The 18,696-nt window shown below is 70.8% G+C and carries 14 protein-coding genes; 10 read left to right on the top strand and 4 right to left on the bottom strand.

Annotated elements, in window-relative coordinates; translation table 11 throughout:
* Positions 1-5 precede the first annotated feature (5 nt).
* The 9 genes from O1Q96_RS32540 to O1Q96_RS32500 all read left to right on the top strand — a co-directional run bounded on the left by O1Q96_RS32540 (position 6) and on the right by O1Q96_RS32500 (position 10,615).
* Positions 6-1,409 (top strand): ThuA domain-containing protein, encoded by a 1,404-nt coding sequence (locus O1Q96_RS32540; RefSeq protein WP_269251557.1) that lies wholly within the window; start codon positions 6-8, stop codon positions 1,407-1,409.
* A gap of 127 nt (positions 1,410-1,536) precedes the next feature.
* Positions 1,537-2,733 carry an inositol-3-phosphate synthase gene (locus O1Q96_RS32535; RefSeq protein ID WP_269251556.1) on the top strand — a complete coding sequence of 399 codons (1,197 nt, stop codon included), beginning with the start codon at positions 1,537-1,539 and terminating at the stop codon, positions 2,731-2,733.
* A gap of 230 nt (positions 2,734-2,963) precedes the next feature.
* On the top strand, positions 2,964-4,127 hold the full coding sequence (locus tag O1Q96_RS32530; protein WP_331276079.1) for an SCO3242 family prenyltransferase: 1,164 nt from the start codon (positions 2,964-2,966) through the stop codon (positions 4,125-4,127).
* A complete protein-coding gene (locus O1Q96_RS32525; protein ID WP_269251555.1) occupies positions 4,124-5,176 on the top strand; it encodes a sugar phosphate isomerase/epimerase family protein in 1,053 nt (350 codons plus the stop codon). The genes O1Q96_RS32530 and O1Q96_RS32525 overlap by 4 nt, the downstream gene beginning before the upstream one ends.
* Positions 5,173-5,889, top strand: coding sequence for an EboA domain-containing protein (locus tag O1Q96_RS32520; protein ID WP_269251554.1), 717 nt, complete (start codon positions 5,173-5,175; stop codon positions 5,887-5,889). The genes O1Q96_RS32525 and O1Q96_RS32520 overlap by 4 nt, the downstream gene beginning before the upstream one ends.
* Positions 5,889-6,800 (top strand): TatD family hydrolase, encoded by a 912-nt coding sequence (locus O1Q96_RS32515; protein ID WP_269251553.1) that lies wholly within the window; start codon positions 5,889-5,891, stop codon positions 6,798-6,800. Before O1Q96_RS32520 ends, O1Q96_RS32515 begins: the two co-directional genes overlap by 1 nt.
* Positions 6,801-6,803: 3 nt before the next feature.
* Positions 6,804-7,973: a metabolite traffic protein EboE gene (gene eboE, locus O1Q96_RS32510; protein WP_269251552.1), complete on the top strand. Its 1,170-nt coding sequence runs from the start codon at positions 6,804-6,806 to the stop codon at positions 7,971-7,973.
* Positions 7,970-9,394, top strand: a complete 1,425-nt coding sequence (locus tag O1Q96_RS32505) for an alkaline phosphatase family protein (RefSeq protein WP_269251551.1) — start codon at positions 7,970-7,972, stop codon at positions 9,392-9,394. Before eboE ends, O1Q96_RS32505 begins: the two co-directional genes overlap by 4 nt.
* A gap of 162 nt (positions 9,395-9,556) precedes the next feature.
* Positions 9,557-10,615: a sugar phosphate isomerase/epimerase family protein gene (locus O1Q96_RS32500; RefSeq protein WP_269251550.1), complete on the top strand. Its 1,059-nt coding sequence runs from the start codon at positions 9,557-9,559 to the stop codon at positions 10,613-10,615.
* 151 nt (positions 10,616-10,766) lie between these two features.
* Here the strand turns inward: O1Q96_RS32500 and O1Q96_RS32495 are convergent, their stop codons facing one another.
* The 4 genes from O1Q96_RS32495 to O1Q96_RS32480 all read right to left on the bottom strand — a co-directional run bounded on the left by O1Q96_RS32495 (position 10,767) and on the right by O1Q96_RS32480 (position 17,374).
* Positions 10,767-12,155 (bottom strand): OFA family MFS transporter, encoded by a 1,389-nt coding sequence (locus O1Q96_RS32495; RefSeq protein WP_269251549.1) that lies wholly within the window; start codon positions 12,153-12,155, stop codon positions 10,767-10,769.
* Positions 12,156-12,264: 109 nt separating this feature from the next.
* Positions 12,265-14,409 (bottom strand): acetate--CoA ligase family protein, encoded by a 2,145-nt coding sequence (locus O1Q96_RS32490; protein ID WP_269251548.1) that lies wholly within the window; start codon positions 14,407-14,409, stop codon positions 12,265-12,267.
* Positions 14,410-14,412: 3 nt separating this feature from the next.
* Positions 14,413-15,678 (bottom strand): formyl-CoA transferase, encoded by a 1,266-nt coding sequence (gene frc / locus O1Q96_RS32485; RefSeq protein WP_269251547.1) that lies wholly within the window; start codon positions 15,676-15,678, stop codon positions 14,413-14,415.
* Between the two features lie 10 nt (positions 15,679-15,688).
* Positions 15,689-17,374 (bottom strand): thiamine pyrophosphate-binding protein, encoded by a 1,686-nt coding sequence (locus O1Q96_RS32480; RefSeq protein WP_269251546.1) that lies wholly within the window; start codon positions 17,372-17,374, stop codon positions 15,689-15,691.
* Positions 17,375-17,561: 187 nt separating this feature from the next.
* On the opposite strand from O1Q96_RS32480, the gene sucC reads away from it, so the two are divergent.
* Positions 17,562-18,692, top strand: coding sequence for an ADP-forming succinate--CoA ligase subunit beta (gene sucC, locus O1Q96_RS32475; protein WP_269251545.1), 1,131 nt, complete (start codon positions 17,562-17,564; stop codon positions 18,690-18,692).
* Positions 18,693-18,696: the final 4 nt, after the last annotated feature.

The following is an 18,696-nucleotide window of genomic DNA, read 5'->3' as shown; positions in this document are numbered from 1 at the left end:
CGCGCATGCGATCAACCACCCGCACCATGACAGCTGTTGTCGGCGCCGCCCTGCTCATCGGGTGTGTGTCGGGACCGGCCGTGTCGAAGGGTTCTGCCGGCCCGTCCGCGTCGTCGGAGGCCTCCGGGGCGAAGAAGCCCTCGGCCGGTGAGCGGGTCCTGGTGTTCTCGAAGACCGCCGGGTTCCGGCACGACTCCATCCCCGAAGGCATCGCCGCCGTGAAGGCACTCGGCGCCGAGAACGGATTCAGGGTGGACGCCACCGAGGACGCGGGAACCTTCTCCTCCCGCAGCCTCGCCAGGTACGACGCCGTGGTGTTCCTCTCCACCACGGGTGACGTCCTGAACGACGCCCAACAACGGGCCTTCGAGCGGTACATCGGCGCCGGCGGCGCCTACGTCGGCATCCACGCGGCCGCCGACACCGAGTACGACTGGGAGTTCTACGGCGGCCTCGCCGGCGCCTACTTCCAGTCGCACCCGGCGATCCAGCCCGCACGGATCGAGGTCGAGGACCGGGCCCACCCGGCCACCTCGCACCTCGGGGAGTCCTGGAACCGCACGGACGAGTGGTACAACTACCGCTCCAACCCGCGCGACCGGGCGCATGTCCTGGCCTCCCTCGACGAGTCGTCCTACAGCGGCGGCACGATGAGCGGCGACCATCCGATCGCCTGGTGCCAGGAGTACCGGGGCGGCCGCTCCTTCTACACCGGCAGCGGTCACACCAAGGAGTCGTACGCCGATCCCGCCTTCCGGCAGCACCTGCTGGGCGGCATCCGATGGGCCGTCGGCGCCGCACAGGCCGACTGCCGTCCGGAGAAGGGGTATTCACCCCTCTTCGACGGGACCGCCGAGTCCCTGTCGGGATGGAAGCAGGCGGGGCCGGGCTCGTTCTCGCTCTCGGACGACGGCACACTCATCTCGTCCGGCGGCCTGGGCATGCTCTGGCACACGGACGCGGTCCCCGGCTCGTACTCGCTGAAGCTCGACTGGAAGATGGCGAGTGCCTCCGGTGACGACAACTCCGGTGTCTTCGTGGGCTTCCCGGCCTCCGACGATCCCTGGTCGGCCGTCGACAACGGCTACGAGATCCAGATCGACGCCTCCGACGCGGCCGACCGCACCACCGGAGCCGTGTACAGCTTCCGGTCCGCCGACATCAAGAAGCGCGACCGTGCGCTGAACCCGCCGGGGGAGTGGAACACGTACGAGATCCGCGTGGAGGGCGAACGCCTCCGCGTCTGGCTCAACGGCGTGAAGATCAACGACTACACCAACACCGATCCGGCGCGAAGCCTGCGGGACGGTCATGTCGGCATCCAGAACCACGGGGTCGACGACCGGGTGTCCTTCCGCGACGTCCGGATCAAGCACCTGCCGGAGCGTTCCGCCGCGCAGGGCGACTGAGCGGCGGCGGGCGGAGGACGCCGGACCTCCGCCCGCCGTCTTGGCCTTTCCGGCACCGACTTTCCCGGAACTTCCCCGGACCGCGTACGACCGCGCCTCCGGTTCGCACAGGAGAGGGAGGCTGCCCATGCCCGCCGAACCGTCCGTTTCCCCTTCACGCGTCGGAGTCTGGCTGATCGGGGCACGGGGCTCGGTCGCCACGACCGCCGTCGCGGGCTGCGCGGCCGTCACGGCCGGACTCCGTCCGCCGACCGGCATGGTGACCGAGACCGACGTCTTCCACGAGGCGGGCCTGCCCGCCCTGTCCTCGCTCGTCTTCGGTGGCCACGACGTGGTGGACTGCCCCCTGCCCAAGCGGGCGGAGACGCTCGCCGCCGGCGGTGTCCTGCCCGCCGACCTGCCCTCTGCCGTGGGCGCCGAACTGGCCGCCACCGACCGGGAGATCAGGACCGGCGGCCCGCTGCCCGGCGACACGCGGAGCGAGGACGAACTGGTCGAGGCCCTCGCCCACGACATCCGCGACTTCGCACGCCGGTGCGGTGCGGCAAGAACCGTCGTGGTGAACGTGGCCTCCACGGAACCCGTGCCCACGGGCGCGGCGCTCCCGGCCAGCTCGCTGTACGCAGCCGCCGCTCTGAGAGCGGGCTGCCCCTACGTGAACTTCACGCCGTCCATGGGCCTTCACCACCCGAGGCTCGCCTCCGAGGCCGCGTCCTGCGGACTGCCGTACGCGGGCCGTGACGGCAAGACCGGTCAGACCCTGCTGCGGTCGGTCCTCGGCCCGATGTTCGCGCAGCGCGCGCTGACGGTCCGGGCCTGGTCCGGCACGAACCTGCTGGGCGGCGGCGACGGCGCGGCCCTCGCCGACCCGGCCGCCGCGGCCGCGAAGAACGCGGGCAAGGAACGCGTCCTTGCCGACACCCTCGGCACGGTCCCCGAGGGCGAGACCCACATCGACGACGTGCCCTCCCTCGGTGACTGGAAGACGGCCTGGGACCACATCGCCTTCGACGGTTTCCTCGGCACCCGGATGGTCCTCCAGACGACGTGGCAGGGCTGCGACTCGTCCCTCGCGGCCCCGCTGATCCTCGACCTGGCCCGGCTGGTGGCCCGGGCCCACGAGGTCGGCCTGTCCGGCCCGCTGAGCGAGCTCGGCTTCTATTTCAAGGACCCGGTGGGGGAGGGGCCCGCCGCCCTGGGCGAGCAGTACGCGGACCTGGTGGGGCTCGCCGACCGGCTGCGGGCGTCCGAGCGGCCGCCGGGGCCCGAAGATCCGCCGGCGGGGCGCGGGGCGCCGGACGGCCTCCAGGGACAGCGGCGATGAGCGGCCTGCGGGGGCTGATGCGGCCCGGAGGGCGCGGGGCGCCCGAACGGCGAGAGCGCCGCGCGTGGCGACAGACGCGCGGCCGGAGAGCATGGCGCGGGTGGAGTGCCGAGCGGGGAACGGCGGACCGCCCGGCTGCCGGTGCCGGTGCCGACACGAGTGCGGGGGCAGGGGCCGGCATCAGGGCCGGCGTCGGCGCGGACGCCGGTGCGGCACCGCAGCCCGACGGTGTGCGGCCGAGTCCGCGCACGGTCGGTCCCGGGCTGCGTGCCTGGGTGGAACTCCTGCGCCTGCCAGCCCTGTTCACGGTCCCCGGTGACGCGCTCGCGGGCGCCGCCGCGGCCGGAGCGCGACCGAACTCCCGCACCCTGCTGGCCATCGGCTCCTCCCTCTGCCTGTACGAAGCCGGTATGGCCCTCAACGACTGGGCCGACCGTGCCGAGGACGCCGTGGACCGCCCGCACCGACCCCTCCCCTCGGGCCGGATCAGACCGTCCGCGGCCCTCGCGGCGGCAGCCGGCCTGACAGCGGCGGGTCTGGCCCTGGCCTCCCGGGCGGGCCGTCGGCCACTCGCGGTCGCCGGCGCCCTGGCGGCCACGGTCTGGTCGTACGACCTGGTCCTCAAGCGCACGCCGGCGGGACCTCTGGCGATGGCGGCGGCCCGAGGCCTGGACCTCCTCCTCGGCGGGGTGGCGGCGGGCGGCGACACCCGCAAGGTGGTGCCGCCCGCACTGACCCTGGCCACCCACACCCTGGCCGTCACCACGGTCTCCCGTCACGAGACCCGGGGCGGCTCCCCCTGGGCCCCGCTGACAGCCCTGGCCACGACCACGGCCCTGACGTGGTCCCTCACGCGCGCCGGCCGGACGGGCGACTCCCGTACGAACGACCGGCCACCAGGGCACGCGCCAACCGCCGGCGCCGACACGATCCCGAGGCAGCCCGTCTCCAGAGCAGCCGCCTTCGCGAAGACCGCCCTCATGAACTCCGGCTCCAGAGAACACGACTTCGGAGACCGCCCCTCCGGCGCCCCCGCACCCCGGGAGGCGGCCTTCGAGCCTCCCGCCATCAGCGGGACCACATCCAGCGGGACCACCTTCAGGAAGGGCGCGTTCGGGGGGACCGGCTTCGGGGCGGCCGACCCGAACACGGCCGCTGCCCTGGGCGGAGTGCTCGCCGCGGTCTACGCCGTGACGTTCGCCCGCCCTCTCTTCCACGCCGCCCTCAACCCGTCACCCCCGCTCACCCAGAGAGCCGTCGGCGGCGGCATCCGCGCCATGATCCCGCTCCAGGCCGCCCTCGCGGCCCGCTCCGGTGCTCCCGTCACAGCCCTGCTGACCGTCGCCCTCGCCCCGGCCGCCCGCCGGTTCAGCCGGAAGGTGAGCGTGACATGAACCCGCAGCCCAGCCCGCACCCCGTCACCGGGCCGCCCGCCCACCCCCTCCGCTTCTCGTACGGCACCAATGGCCTCACCGACCTCCGCCTCGACGACGCCCTCTCCCTTCTCGCCGACCTGGGCTACGACGGCGTGGGGCTGACCCTCGACCACATGCACCTCGATCCGCTCGCTCCCGACCTCGCGGCGCGCACGCGCAGGCTCGCCCGCAGGCTGGACGAACTCGGCCTGGGCGTCACCCTTGAGACCGGCGCCCGCTACGTACTGGACCCGCGGCGCAAGCACGGCCCGTCCCTGCTCGACCCCGACCCGGAACAACGAGCCCGGCGCGTCGACCTGCTCCTCCGGGCCGTCCAGGTCGCGGAAGACCTCGGCGCCCACGCGGTGCACTGCTTCAGCGGTATCCCCCCGCAGGGAACAGCCGGGGGAGCAACCGGGACAACAGCCGGAGAAGCAGCCGGAGCAACGGCCGGGCAGTCGGACCCACAGGGCGCCTCCGAGACGGATGACGGGACGGCGGAGGACGCCGAGTGGAAGCGTCTCGCCGAAGCCCTCACCCCCGTCCTCGACGCCGCCACCGACGCCGGTGTCCCGCTCGCCGTCGAACCCGAGCCCGGTCACCTCCTCGCCACGCTCGACGACTTCCACCGTCTGCGCACCACACTCGGCAGCCCGGACGCCCTCGGACTCACCCTCGACATCGGTCACTGCCAGTGCCTCGAACCGCGGTCGCCCGCCGACTGTGTCCGCGACGCCGCCCCCTGGCTGCGGCACGTCCAGATCGAGGACATGCGCCGCGGCGTCCACGAACACCTCCCGTTCGGCGACGGCGAGATCGACTTCCCACCCGTACTCGAAGCCCTCGCCACCACGGGCTATCGCGGTCTGGTCTCCGTCGAACTGCCCCGCCACTCCCACGCCGGGCCGCAACTCGCCCGGCAGTCCCTCCCGTTCCTCCAGCGTGCCTCGCTTCCCGGCCCCCAGGACATCGGCCGGCGGACCGTCCCCAGCCAGCGCGCCGCCGCCCCCGAGGAGAGAACCCCGTGAACCACCTCCCCGGCGCTCCCGGCACCACCCCGACGGAAACCCCGCCCGCCCTCACCGCCCTGCGCACCCGTCTGAACTCCCTGCTCGACGCCCCGGCCCGAGCCTGGCTGGACAAGGCCCTCGACGAGGCGGCCGCCCGCTCGGGCACCCACGGGCCGATCTCCGTGTGGGAGCTGCGGATCGCCGAGGCGGGCCGCCGCTGCGGACCCGAGCACGCGGAGGCGGCCCGTGTCCTGCTCCTGCACGCGGCCCGGGCCGACGCCCCGACCCTCGCCCGCGTCTACCGCCAGGGCACCGCCGACGAACGCCGTGCCGTCCTCGTGGCCCTGCCCCACCTCGTGCCCGGCCCCGAGGCGCTGCCGGTCGTCGAGGACGCACTGCGCACCAACGACACCCGGCTGGTGGCCGCCGCCGTCGGCCCGTACGCCGCCCGGCACCTGGACGTCCACAACTGGCGGCATGCCGTCCTGAAGTGCCTGTTCACCGGTGTCCCCGTGGACGCCGTCGCCGACCTTTCCCGCCGGGCCCGCGCCGATGCCGAACTGGCCCGCATGCTCAGCGACTACGCCGACGAGCGCAGGGCCGCCGACCGGCCCGTCCCTCACGACCTGCACCGCGTCCTGGCCCTCACCGAACACCCGGCCACCCCCACCGGAACCGACGCGCCGGGCGGCCCGACCGTCCCCCACGGCACCGACGGCAAGGAGTCCTGATGCGCATCTTCGACCCCCACATCCACATGACGTCACGGACCACCGACGACTACGAGGCCATGTACGCGGCGGGCGTCCGCGCCGTCGTCGAACCCGCCTTCTGGCTCGGCCAGCCCCGCACCTCACCCGCCTCCTTCCTCGACTACTTCGACGCCCTCCTCGGCTGGGAGCCCTTTCGCGCGGCCCAGTACGGCATCGCCCACCACTGCACCATCGCGCTCAACCCCAAGGAGGCCAACGACCCCCGCTGCGTCCCCGTCCTCGACGAACTGCCCCGGTACCTCGTCAAGGACCACGTGGTGGCCGTAGGAGAGATCGGCTACGACTCGATGACGCCCGCCGAGGACACCGCCCTGGCCGCACAGCTCCAGCTCGCCGCCGAGTACGCACTGCCCGCCCTGGTCCACACGCCGCACCGCGACAAGCTGGCGGGCCTGCGCCGCACCCTCGACGTGGTCCGGGAGTCCGCACTGCCCCCGGACCACGTCCTGATCGACCACCTCAACGAGACCACGGTCAAGGAGGCCAAGGACGGCGGCTGCTGGCTCGGCTTCTCCGTCTATCCGGACACCAAGATGGACGAGGACCGGATGGTCGCAGTCCTCCAGGAATACGGACCCGAGAAAGTGCTGGTCAACTCCGCTGCCGACTGGGGCAGGAGCGACCCGCTCAAGACCCGCAAGGTCGCCGACGCCCTGCTGAAGGCCGGGTTCACCGAGGACGACGTCGACCGGGTGCTGTGGCGCAACCCCGTCGCCTTCTACGGGCTCAGCGGCCGCCTCGACCTCGATGTCGCCGGCACGGACGCCACCCACGAGGGCAACTCCATCCTCCGCGGCGCCCCCAAGGCAGCCCCGGAGACCGGCCCCGCGACCGGTCCCCGGTCCGTCCCGGCGACCACGGAGGCGTGACCCATGCGCTTCCGGCATCCCGACGGCTCCACGGTCCACCTCGCCTACTGCACCAACGTCCACCCCGCCGAGACCCTCGACGGTGTCCTCGCCCAGCTCCGCGACCACTGCGAACCCGTACGCAAACGGCTCGGCCGCGACCGGCTCGGCATCGGCCTGTGGCTCGCCAGGGACGCCGCGCACGCCCTCGTCAGCGACCCGTCCGCCCTGCGCGGCCTGCGCACGGAACTCGACCAACGCGGCCTCGAGGTCGTCACCCTCAACGGATTCCCGTACGAGGGATTCGGCGCCGAGGAGGTCAAGTACCGCGTCTACAAGCCGGACTGGGCCGACCCCGAGCGGCTCGACCACACCACCGCCCTCGCCCGCGTCCTCGCCGGACTCCTCCCCGACGACGTCACCGAGGGCACCGTCTCCACGCTGCCGCTCGCCTGGCGCACCGCGTACGACGACGACCGTGCCGCCCGGGCCCACACGGCCCTGCGCACACTCGCCGAACGCCTCGACGCGCTGGAGGAGCTGACCGGACGCTCCATCCGCATCGGCCTGGAACCGGAGCCCGGCTGCACCGTCGAGACCACGGCCGACGCCATCGCCCCGCTCACCGCCATCGCCCACGACCGCATCGGCGTCTGCGTCGACACCTGCCACCTCGCCACCTCCTTCGAAGATCCGCACACCGCCCTGGACCGGCTGGCCGCCGCCGGAGTCCCCGTCGTCAAGTCCCAGCTGTCGGCCGCCCTGCACGCCGAACACCCCCACCTCCCCGAAGTCCGCGAGGCGCTCGCCGCCTTCGACGAACCCCGCTTCCTGCACCAGACCCGCACGCTCACCGCCGCGGGGCTCCGAGGCACCGACGACCTCGGCGAAGCGACCCGGGCGGACGCCCTGCCCGACGCCTCCCCGTGGCGCGCCCACTTCCACGTGCCGTTGCACGCGGACCCCGCCGCCCCCCTCACCTCCACGCTGCCCGTCCTCAAGGACGCCCTGACCCGGCTGGTCGGCGGCCCGCAACCGCTCACCCGCCACCTCGAGGTCGAGACCTACACCTGGCAGGCCCTCCCGCCGGAACTGCGCCCCCGCGGCCGCGCCCAGCTCGCCGACGGCATCGCCGCCGAACTCACCCTCGCCCGCGACCTGTTGACGGACCTCGGCCTGAAGGAGCTGCCGTGAGCACCCACGAGACCCCGGCCCAGTCGGCCGCCGCCGAGGGCTCCGCGTCCCCCACCCCGCTCCTCGTCCTCGACGTCGTCGGCCTCACCCCCCGTCTCCTCGACCACATGCCGCACCTCAAGTCCCTCGCGCAGTCCGGCTCCCGGGCCCACCTCGGGACGGTCCTGCCCGCCGTCACCTGTGCCGCCCAGTCCACCTTCCTCACCGGCACCCACCCTTCCGAGCACGGCATCGTCGGCAACGGCTGGTACTTCCGCGACCTCGGCGACGTACTGCTGTGGCGCCAGCACAACGGCCTGGTGTCCGGGGACAAACTGTGGGACGCCGCCCGGCGCGCCCACCCCGGCTACACGGTCGCCAACATCTGCTGGTGGTACGCCATGGGCGCCGACACCGACTTCACCGTCACCCCCCGTCCGGTCTACTACGCCGACGGCCGCAAGGAACCCGACTGCTACACCCGGCCCCCGGCCCTGCACGACGAACTCACCGAGAAACTCGGCACGTTCCCCCTCTTCCACTTCTGGGGTCCGGGCGCCGACCTCGTCTCCAGCCAGTGGATCATCGACGCCACCCGTCACGTCATGCGCACCCGCCGGCCGGACCTGACCCTCTGCTACCTCCCCCATCTCGACTACGACCTGCAGCGCTTCGGCCCCGACGACCCGCGCTCCCTCAAGGCGGCCGCCGACCTGGACACGGCCATGGCGCCCCTCCTCGACGACGCCCGCGCGGAAGGCCGTACGGTCGTCGCCCTGTCCGAGTACGGCATCACCCGCGTGGACCGCCCCGTCGACATCAACCGGGCACTGCGTCGCGCCGGACTTCTCGAGGTGCACACGCAGGACGGCATGGAGTACCTCGACCCGATGGCGTCCCGTGCCTTCGCCGTCTCCGACCACCAGATCGCCCATGTCTACGTGCGCCGCCCCGAGGACCTGGAGGCCACGAAGGCGGCGCTCGCCGGTCTGCCCGGCATCGAGCAACTCCTCGACGACCAGGGCAAGAAGACCCACCATCTCGACCATCCGCGCTCCGGCGAACTCGTCGCCGTCGCGGAGCTGGACGCCTGGTTCACGTACTACTACTGGCTCGACGACGCCCGCGCGCCCGACTTCGCCCAGCTCGTCGAGATCCACCGCAAACCCGGCTACGACCCGGTCGAACTCTTCATGGATCCGCTCGACCCGTACGTCAAGGTCAAGGCCGCGACCGCGCTGGCCCGCAAGAAGCTCGGCATGCGCTACCGCATGGCGGTCGTGCCCCTCGATCCCTCACCTATTCGAGGCAGCCACGGCCGCCTCCCCCTGAGCGACGACGAAGGTCCGCTCATCATCTGCTCCACCCCCCGCGCTGTCGGCGACCGCGTCGCGGCCACCGATGTGAAGTCACTGCTGCTCCGACTGGCCGGTCTCGACTGACCGCCCCGAACGGCGGGCATCGGCCTGCCGGTCCCGCCCGATCCGTCCGTCACGTCCGATCCGTCACGTCCGATCCATCACGTCCGGCCGGTCTTTTCCGACTGGTCCCCAGTGAAGCACCCGGCACTGACAACGCCCTCCCACACCAAGGAGTCTCCAGGCATGAGCCGCACCAGCCGTACCTCCTTCACGGCCTCCACCAGCAAGAACGACGATCCCGAGCTCGCCCACCGCCTCAGCCGAAGAGGCATGCTCGGCGTCGCCGCCGGCGCCACCGCGGCAGCCCTGCTCGGCGCCGCCACCCCCGCCGCGGCCGCAGCCGACAAGGGCCGGGGCCGCCCCGTCCTGCCGCCCGGCCGGCTCGGCATCCAGCTGTACAGCCTGCGCGACAAGGTCTCCACACTCGGCTTCGCGCCCGTCTTCGCCGAGCTGAAGAAGTACGGGTACGACGAAGTCGAGTTCGCCGGCTACACGCAGGGCTCGGCGGGCCCGATCACCCTCGCCCAGCTCAAGCGGCTGGCCCGCAACCACGGCCTGAACCCCATAGGCAGCCACGTCGGCTACTACTCCAGCGATCCCGGCGCCTACACCTTCGCGCAGAACCTCGAGAAGGTGCTCGACGACGCCCAGGCGCTCGGACTCAAGCACATCGGCACCGCCTCGGGCCCGTTCCGCTACGGCTCCACGGTCGACGCGTGGAAGCGCGCGGCCGAGGAGTTCAACACCTACGGCGCGGCGGCCAGGGCCCGCGGCATGAAGTTCTACCAGCACAACCACTCCGAGGAGTTCTCCTTCGCGACCGACAATCCGAAGGTCCGCCTCTACGACGTGCTGCTCGCCGAGACCGATCCGAAGCTCGTGTACCTGGAGATGGACATCTTCTGGGCGTACTCCGGTGCGTTCCGCTTCTCGAAGCGGCCCGACGGCACGCCCGCGCCCTTCGAGCCCCTCGACTACGTGCTCAAGCAGCCCGACCGCTTCCCGCTCTTCCACGTGAAGGACGGTGTCAGCGACCCGTCGAACACCTACGGCTACCGCATGACGGACGTCGGCGACGGTGACATCGACTACCAGCGCTTCATCTCCGGTGTCACCCGCCTGCGCGGCCACCGGCTGGCGCACCACTGGCAGGCCGAACACGACAACCCCGTCGAGTCGTTCGCGTTCGCCCGCAAGTCGAGCAAGCACCTGCATTCCCTGCGGGAGAAGTGCGGCGAGTAGCCGTCGACCGCGAGACGGCCGGCCCCGGGGCGTCGAAGCCCTGGGGCCGGCCGTTGTGGTTCCGTGCATACGGGTCCCGTATCCGCTGTCGAACACGAGGACGCCCGGCTGGGGAGTCCCAGCCGGGCGTCCGCCGGAACGCTGTGCGGTACTAGTCCGTATCCCGGCTGATCGGCATCGGGTTGGCCGTCAGGTCCTTTGCTTTCGGCCGGCCCGGTGGGGTCAGGAAGAGGGCGATGCACGCGGCGAACAGTGAGATCGAGCCCGCCAGGGTGAATGCCCCGTTGTGGCCCCAGTTGTCCACGACGACCTTTCCCATGCCGGCGCCGAGCAGGCCGGACACCAGCTTGGAGCTGTAGACCAGCCCGTAGTTGGACGCGTTGTTGTTCTCGCCGAAGTAGTCCGCCGTCATCGCCGCGAACATCGGGAAGATGGCGCCTCCGCCGAATCCGGAGATGCTGGAGAAGAGCAGGAACAGCGGGAGGTTCTTGAGGTCGGCGGACCACAGGATTCCGTACTGCGAAAGGCCGAGGACGACACAGACGAAGATCAGGCAGCGCTTGCGTCCGTAACGGTCCGACAGCCAGCCGATCACACCCCGGCCGGTGCCGTTGACGATGGCTTTCATCGACATGGCCGTCGCGACGATCCCGCCCGCGAAGCCTGCCTCCTCGCCTATGTCGACCTGGAAGGCGATGCCGAAGATGTTCACGCCCGAGGTGCACAGCAGGCAGAACCACATCAGCGCGACCCGCCCGGTCCGCCAGGCCTCCCCAGGGGTGTACTGCTTCACGGCCGGCGGGTTCATCGCCATCGCGCGACGGGCCCGCGGGTCGTCCGGCGGCCGCAGCGGGTCGACCTCGGCGGGCCACCAGTTCTTCGGCGGGTCCCGGAAGAAGTAGCCGGCCACGGCCACCATCGCGGCCAGGAAGACGCCGACAGAGACGAGGACCCAGCGGAAGTTCGTCAGGTCCATGTAGTTGGTGAAGAGGAAGACGAACGGCACGGAACCGTAGGCGAAACCGCCGTTGACGAAGCCGGTCTTGCCTCCCTTGCGTTCCGGATACCACTTGCCGACCATGTTCACGCAGGTCGCGTACACCATGCCGGCGCCCATACCGCTGAACATGCCGAACCCGACGTACGCGACGATCACATGCGGCGCGAACGCGAGGGACAGATATCCGAGCAGTGTGCCGAGTGCGCCGAACATCATCGCCCAGCGGGCGGGCAGTTTTCCGCTTTCCCTGAGCTTTCCGGCGGGGAAGGCCACAGCTGCCTGGAAGAACACCCAGACACCGAGCATCCAGAAGATGTGCCCGTCGTTCCAGCTGTGTGCGATGTGCAGTGTGTCCTCGGCCGACGCGAACGCGTACTCGGCCGAGCTGATGCCCATCATGCCGATCCACGGCAGGATGACCATCCACTTGCGTTTACGGCCCATGATGTCGATATCGGTCTCACCGAGCCGATACACACGGCCGTTCCGGTCCGTCACCTCCCTGTAGGGGACGGGTGTCGAGATGTCAGTGGTAGTCATGACGGAATGCACCCCTTGTGTCGAAAGAGCTGGCCAGCGCCCCCTGTCCAATACCTTTCGTGCTTTCGGGGTCGGGGGCGGCCGCACGGCCGCCCCCTCCTCGATCACCTCATCGGCCGCCCCCCAACAACCCGGCCGCCCGCGCCCACCGGTACTTGGCGCCCAGCACCGCGACAGGCTTCTCCGTCGTGTACGGGTACGCCACGACCCCGTGCTCGAAGAGGTACTGGCAGGCCTCCTCGACCTCGACGTCGCCCGCGAGCGACGCCACGACGGGCTTCTCGATCCCGCGCTCGCGGAACTCGGCCACCACGCGCGCGGTGAGCTCGGCGAAGACCATGGGAGGGGTCACGATGGTGTGCCAGTAGCCGAGGACCAGTGAGTGGATCCGTGGGTCCTCCAGACCCAGCCGGATCGTCGCCTCGTACGTCGAGGGCGGTTCGCCTCCCGTGATGTCCACCGGGTTGCCGGCGGCCCCGAAGGGCGGGATGAACTCGCGGAAGGATGCGTCGAGGTCCGGCGGTATCTCCATCAGGGAGAGCCCGTTGTCGGTCACCGCGTCGGACAGCAGCACACCGCTGCCGCCGGCGCCCGTGATGATCACGATGTTGTCGCCCTGCGGAGTCGGCAGCACCGGCAACGCGCGCGCGTACTCCAGCATTTCGTTCAGTCCGGGAGCCCGGATGACGCCGGCCTGCTTCAGGATGTCCTCGTACACGGCGTCGTCGCCCGCGAGGGCCCCCGTGTGCGAGCCCGCGGCCCTGGCGCCGGCCGCCGTACGGCCCGCCTTGAGGACGACCACCGGCTTCTTCGGGACGGTCGCCCGCGCGGCCTCCACGAAGGCACGCCCGTCTTTGAGGTCCTCCAGGTGCATGGCGATGCACTTGGTGTTGGGGTCCTCGCCGAACCACGTCAGCAGGTCGTCCTCGTCCAGGTCCGACTTGTTGCCGAGCCCCACGATCGCGGAGACACCCGTCTTCGTGGTGCGCGCGAAGCCCAGGATGGCCATCCCGATGCCACCGGACTGCGAGGTCAGCGCGACGCCGCCCTTCACGTCGTACGGCGTGCAGAACGTGGCGCACAGGTCGTGCCACGTCGAGTAGTAGCCGTAGATGTTCGGTCCGAGCAGCCGAACCCCGTACCGCTCGCCGATGGCCACGATCTCGTCCTGGAGCTCGTGCTCCCCGGTCTCCGCGAATCCGGAAGGGATCAGTACGGCGTTGGGGACCCCCTTGCGTCCCACCTCCTCCAGGGCCGAGGCCACGAACTTGGCCGGGATGGCGAAGACCGCCACATCCACCTCACCGGGAACGTCGGTGACACTCTTGTACGCCTTGCGGCCGAGAATGTCATCGGCCTTGGGGTTCACCGGATGGATCTCCCCGGCGAAGCCGCCGTCGATGAGGTTGCGCATGACCGAATTGCCGATCTTGCCCTGCTCGTTGGAGGCGCCGATCACCGCGACCGACGCCGGCTGCATCAGTCGGCGCATCGAGGTGAGGATCTCGTCGCGGCTGTACCTCCGGCGGGGCTTGGCCACCGAGTCGGCGAGGATGACCCGGATGTCCGCGGCCATCGCGCCCTCCGGGGTGGCGATCACCGGGTTGAGGTCCACCTCGGCGATCTCCGGGAAGTCCGAGACCAGTTCGGACACGCGGCGGATCTGTTCGGCGACCGCCCACCGGTCGACCGCGGGAGCGCCCCGTACGCCGCGCAGGATCTCCGCGGCCCGGATCGAGTCCAGCATCGACAGCGCCTCGTCCGCGTCGACGGGCGCCAGCCGGAACGTGACGTCCTTCAGGACCTCGACCAGCACACCGCCCAGCCCGAAGGCCACGACCTTCCCGAACGTCGGGTCGGTCACCGCGCCGACGATGACCTCCTGTCCCTGGGGCAGGAGTTCCTGCACCTGGATGCCTTCGATACGGGCGTCCGGCGCGTACGCACGCGCACTGTCGATGATCTTGTGGAACGCGGCGCGTACGTCACTCGCGCCCTCCACGCCGACGATCACGCCCCCCGCGTCGGTCTTGTGGAGGATGTCGGGGGAGACGATCTTCATCACGACGGGTCCGCCGAAGCGGGCCGCGTACGCGACCGCCTCGTCGACGTCCGTCGCCAGCTCCTCGCCGGGGACGGCGATCGCGTACGCGTCGGCGAGCACCTTGCCCTCGGGCGCGGTCAGCGCGGTCCGCCCGTCGGCCCGCACGGCGTCCAGGAGCGTACGCACCCTCAGCACCCGGTCTTCGGCCATCAATCAGATCACTCCGTTCGACTTGAGCAGGCGCAGCTCCTCGTCACCGAGACCGAGCTCGCCGACGTACACCTCTTCGTTGTGCTCGCCGAGGAGCGGCGAACTGGTCACGTCCACGGGGGAGTCGGAGAGCTTCAGCGGGCTGCCCACGGTCACGAAGTCGCCCCGCTCGGGGTGCGGCACCGTCACGACCATCTCGTTGGCGACCAGCGACCGGTCCTCGATGATCTCCTTGGTGGAGAGGATCGGGCCACACGGGATGTTGTGGGCGTTGAGCTTCTCCAGCACCTGCCACTTGGGGAGCGTGGACGACCACTCCTCGATCAGCTGGAACATCTTGGTGAGCTGGGGCAGGCGGGCCTCCGGGGTCGCCCACTGGGGGTCCTCCGCCAGCTCGGGCCGGCCGATGAGCTCGGAGAGCGGCTTCCAGCCGACGGGCTGCACGATGACGTACACGTAGTCGTTGGGGCCGCCCGGCGCGCACTTGACCGCCCAGCCGGGCTGGCCGCCGCCGGACGCGTTGCCGGACCTGGGAACCTCGTCGCCGAAGTCGTCGTTGGGATATTCAGCCAGCGGCCCGTGCCCGAGGCGCTGCTGGTCCCGCAGTTTCACCCGGCACAGATTCAGCACGGCGTGCTGCATCGCCACGTTCACGCGCTGCCCGCGCCCGGTGCTCTCCCGCTGGAACAGGGCGGCGAGGATCGCCGCCACCGCGTGGATCCCGGTGCCCGAGTCGCCGATCTGGGCCCCCGTCGCCAGCGGCGGCCCGTCCTCGAAGCCGGTGGTCGACATCGACCCGCCCATGGCCTGAGCGACGACCTCGTACGCTTTGAAGTTGGTGTACGGGCCGTCCCCGAACCCCTTGATGGAGGCATAGACGATCCGCGGATTGATCTCCTGGATGCGGTCCCAGGTGAAGCCCATGCGGTCGACCGCGCCCGGCCCGAAGTTCTCGACCATGACGTCGGAGCGCCGGATCAGCTCGGTGAGGATCTCCTTGCCGCGCTCGGTCTTGGTGTTGAGGGTGATGCTCCGCTTGTTGCAGTTGAGCATCGTGAAGTAGAGGGAGTCGACGTCCGGGAGGTCACGCAGCTGTTTGCGCGTGATGTCTCCGGTCGGTGCCTCCAGCTTGACGACGTCGGCGCCGAGCCAGGCGAGCAGCTGGGTCGCGGACGGTCCGGACTGGACGTGCGTCATGTCGAGGACGCGGATGCCTTCGAGAGCCTTGGCCGAGGTCGACGTTCCTGCCGTGGAGGTCATGGGGGTCATCGGGGACACCTCACTTGTACATCGTCTGGTTCATGGTTCCGGGGGCGTACGCGTCCGGGTCGACCCAGACGTTGATGAGCGACGGCTTGCCCGACTCGCGGGCGCGCTGGAGGGCCGGGGCGATGTCGGCGGGGTCGCGGACCTCCTCGCCGTAACCGCCCAGCATCTGGGCGAACTTGTCGTAGTGGACGTCGCCGAGGGTGTTGCCGACCCGCTCGCGCTCCAGGCCGTACTTGGCGGCCTGGCCGTAGCGGATCTGGTTCATGGAGGAGTTGTTGCCGACGATGCCGACGAAGGGGAGGTCGTAGCGGACGAGGGTCTCGAAGTCCCAGCCGGTGAGGGAGAAGGCGCCGTCCCCGAAGAGGGCGACGACCTCCTTGTCGGGCCGCGCCTTCTTGGCGGCGAGCACGAAGGGGACGCCGACGCCGAGCGTGCCGAGGGGGCCCGGGTCCATCCAGTGCCCGGGCGACTTGGGCTGCACGACCTGCCCGGAGAAGGTGACGATGTCGCCGCCGTCGCCGATGTAGATGGAGTCCTCGGTGAGGAAGTCGTTGATCTCGCTGACCAGCCGGTAGGGGTGGATCGGTGAGGCGTCCGACTTCAGGCTCGGCAGCCGCTTCTCGATGGCGGTCTGTTCGGCGGCGCGCAGTTCGTCGAGCCACTCCTTGCGCTTCGACGCGCCCCCGTTGATGCGCCCGGAGACGGCCTCGGTCACCGACTTCAGGACGAGGCCCGCGTCCCCGACGATGCCGAGGTCGACGTCCCGGTTCTTGCCCACGGTCCGGTAGTCGAGGTCGATCTGTACGACGGTCGCGTCCTGCGACAGCCGCTTGCCGTAGCCCATCCGGAAGTCGAAGGGCGTACCGACGATGACGATGACGTCGGCGTTGGAGAAGGCGTACCGGCGTGACAGCTGGAAGTGGTGCGGGTCGCCGGGCGGCAGGGTGCCGCGGCCGGCGCCGTTCATGTAGGCGGGGATGTTGAGGGCGCGTACGAGGTCGATGGCGGACTCGGTGCCGCGGGTCGTCCACACCTGGCTGCCCAGCAGGATCGCCGGCTTCTCGGCGTGCACGAGGAGGTCGGCGAGCTTCTCGATGGCCTCGGGGTCACCGGCCGAGCGGGTCGAGGCCCGGTACTGGCCGGCGGCGGGTACGCGTGCCTTCTCCACCGGCACCTTGGCGTCCAGGACGTCGCGCGGGATCTCGAGGAAGGACGGCCCCGGCGCCCCGTGGTAGCACTCGCGGAACGCCATCGACACCATGTCGGCGGCCCGCGCGGTGTCGGGCACGGTCGCCGCGAACTTGGTGATGGGCGTCATCATGTCGACGTGCGGGAGGTCCTGCAGGGAGCCCATCTTGTGCTGGGTGTGCGCCCCCTGGCCGCCGATCAGCAGCATCGGGGACTCCGCGCGGAAGGCGTTGGCGACACCCGTCACGGCGTCGGTCGTGCCGGGTCCGGCGGTGACGACCGCGCAGCCGGGCTTGCCGGTGATGCGGGCGTAGCCGTCGGCGGCGTGGGCGGCGACCTGCTCGTGGCGTACGTCGACGACCTCGATGCCTTCGTCGACGCAGCCGTCGTAGATGTCGATGATGTGGCCGCCGCAGAGCGTGTAGATGACCTCCACGCCCTCCGCTTTGAGTGCCTTGGCGACCAGGTGCCCACCGGAGATGAGGTTCTGGCTGTTGTCGTCGGGCATGGCGAAGTCCTGTCCCTTCGTAGGGGATTGGGCGCGCGGAAGTGCAGCTCATACGTGGTGCGCGCACTGTTCGTGGATGCCGTCGCGGTACATTGCATACAGTCGACGAATACTGTATGAAGCTTGTTATCCCGCATCCGGTGGGTGGTGTCCAGGGGGCGTGCGGCACTTTTAAGAGGGAGCCGAGATGGACCTGTTCGAGCACCAGGCAAGGGAACTCTTCGAAGAACACGGCATCTTGGTGCCGAGGGCGGAGGTCACCGACTCGCCCAAGGAGGCACGCGAGGCAGCCCGCAGGCTCGGCGGCCGCGTCGTCGTCAAGGCGCAGGTGAAGACCGGTGGACGCGGCAAGGCGGGCGGTGTGAAACTCGCCGCCGACCCGGCCGCCACCGAACTGACAGCACGCCAGATCCTCGGCATGGACATCAAGGGCCACACGGTCGGAAAGGTGATGGTGGCCCAACCGGTCGACATCGAGAGCGAGTTCTACGTCAGCTACGTACTCGACCGGGCGGCCGGCCGTTTCCTCGCCATCGCCTCGGCCGAGGGCGGCATGGACATCGAGGAGGTCGCCGCCACCCGGCCCGACGCCGTCGCGCGGCTCCACATCGATCCGGCCGAGGGCGTCACCCCGGCGAAGGCCACCGAGATCACCGAAGCCGCGGGCCTGCCCCCGCAGACCGTCGACGTCCTGGTCAGGCTCTGGGAGGTACTGGTCCGTGAGGACGCGGTCCTCGTGGAGGTGAACCCCCTCGTCCGTACGGCCCAGGGGCAGATCCTCGCCCTCGACGGCAAGGTCACCCTCGACGACAACGCCCGCTTCCGGCAGGCGCGTTGGGGTGACCAGGAGTCCGCGCACGACGATCCGCTGGAGGCGGCCGCCGCGGCCAAGGGCCTCAACTACGTGAAGCTGGACGGCGAGGTCGGCATCATCGGCAACGGCGCGGGCCTCGTCATGTCGACCCTCGACGTGGTCGCCGGCTGCGGCGCCCGCCCGGCCAACTTCCTCGACATCGGCGGTGGCGCCTCCGCCCAGATCATGGCCGACGGCCTCTCCGTCATCCTCTCCGACCCGGCCGTCACGTCGGTCTTCGTCAACGTCTTCGGCGGCATCACCGCCTGTGACGCGGTCGCCGACGGCATCGTGCAGGCCCTGGAATCCGTCCACTTGACCAAACCGCTGGTGGTCCGCCTCGACGGGAACAACGCCGTACGCGGCCGTGCCATCCTCGACGACCGCGCGCACCCCCTGGTCGAGCAGGCCACCACCATGGACGGCGCCGCGCGCCGCGCCGCCCAACTCGCCCACGCCGGCTGAAGGA

Source organism: Streptomyces aurantiacus (assembly GCF_027107535.1).
In the GTDB taxonomy this organism is placed as follows: domain Bacteria; phylum Actinomycetota; class Actinomycetes; order Streptomycetales; family Streptomycetaceae; genus Streptomyces.
The sequence above is the reverse complement of the archived record's forward strand: the minus strand, read 5'-3'. Positions and strand labels throughout refer to the sequence as shown.

Excerpts from the sequence above, each read along its gene's own strand:
- O1Q96_RS32540 (WP_269251557.1), top strand. The coding sequence starts at position 6 with ATGCGATCAACCACCCGCACCATGACAGCTGTTGTCGGCGCCGCCCTG.
- O1Q96_RS32525 (WP_269251555.1), top strand. The coding sequence starts at position 4,124 with ATGAACCCGCAGCCCAGCCCGCACCCCGTCACCGGGCCGCCCGCCCAC.
- eboE (WP_269251552.1), top strand. The coding sequence starts at position 6,804 with ATGCGCTTCCGGCATCCCGACGGCTCCACGGTCCACCTCGCCTACTGC.
- O1Q96_RS32500 (WP_269251550.1), top strand. The coding sequence starts at position 9,557 with ATGAGCCGCACCAGCCGTACCTCCTTCACGGCCTCCACCAGCAAGAAC.
- sucC (WP_269251545.1), top strand. The coding sequence starts at position 17,562 with ATGGACCTGTTCGAGCACCAGGCAAGGGAACTCTTCGAAGAACACGGC.
- O1Q96_RS32495 (WP_269251549.1), bottom strand. The coding sequence starts at position 12,155 with ATGACTACCACTGACATCTCGACACCCGTCCCCTACAGGGAGGTGACG.
- O1Q96_RS32480 (WP_269251546.1), bottom strand. The coding sequence starts at position 17,374 with ATGCCCGACGACAACAGCCAGAACCTCATCTCCGGTGGGCACCTGGTC.
- O1Q96_RS32515 (WP_269251553.1), top strand. The coding sequence starts at position 5,889 with ATGCGCATCTTCGACCCCCACATCCACATGACGTCACGGACCACCGAC.
- O1Q96_RS32535 (WP_269251556.1), top strand. The coding sequence starts at position 1,537 with ATGCCCGCCGAACCGTCCGTTTCCCCTTCACGCGTCGGAGTCTGGCTG.
- frc (WP_269251547.1), bottom strand. The coding sequence starts at position 15,678 with ATGACCCCCATGACCTCCACGGCAGGAACGTCGACCTCGGCCAAGGCT.
- O1Q96_RS32490 (WP_269251548.1), bottom strand. The coding sequence starts at position 14,409 with ATGGCCGAAGACCGGGTGCTGAGGGTGCGTACGCTCCTGGACGCCGTG.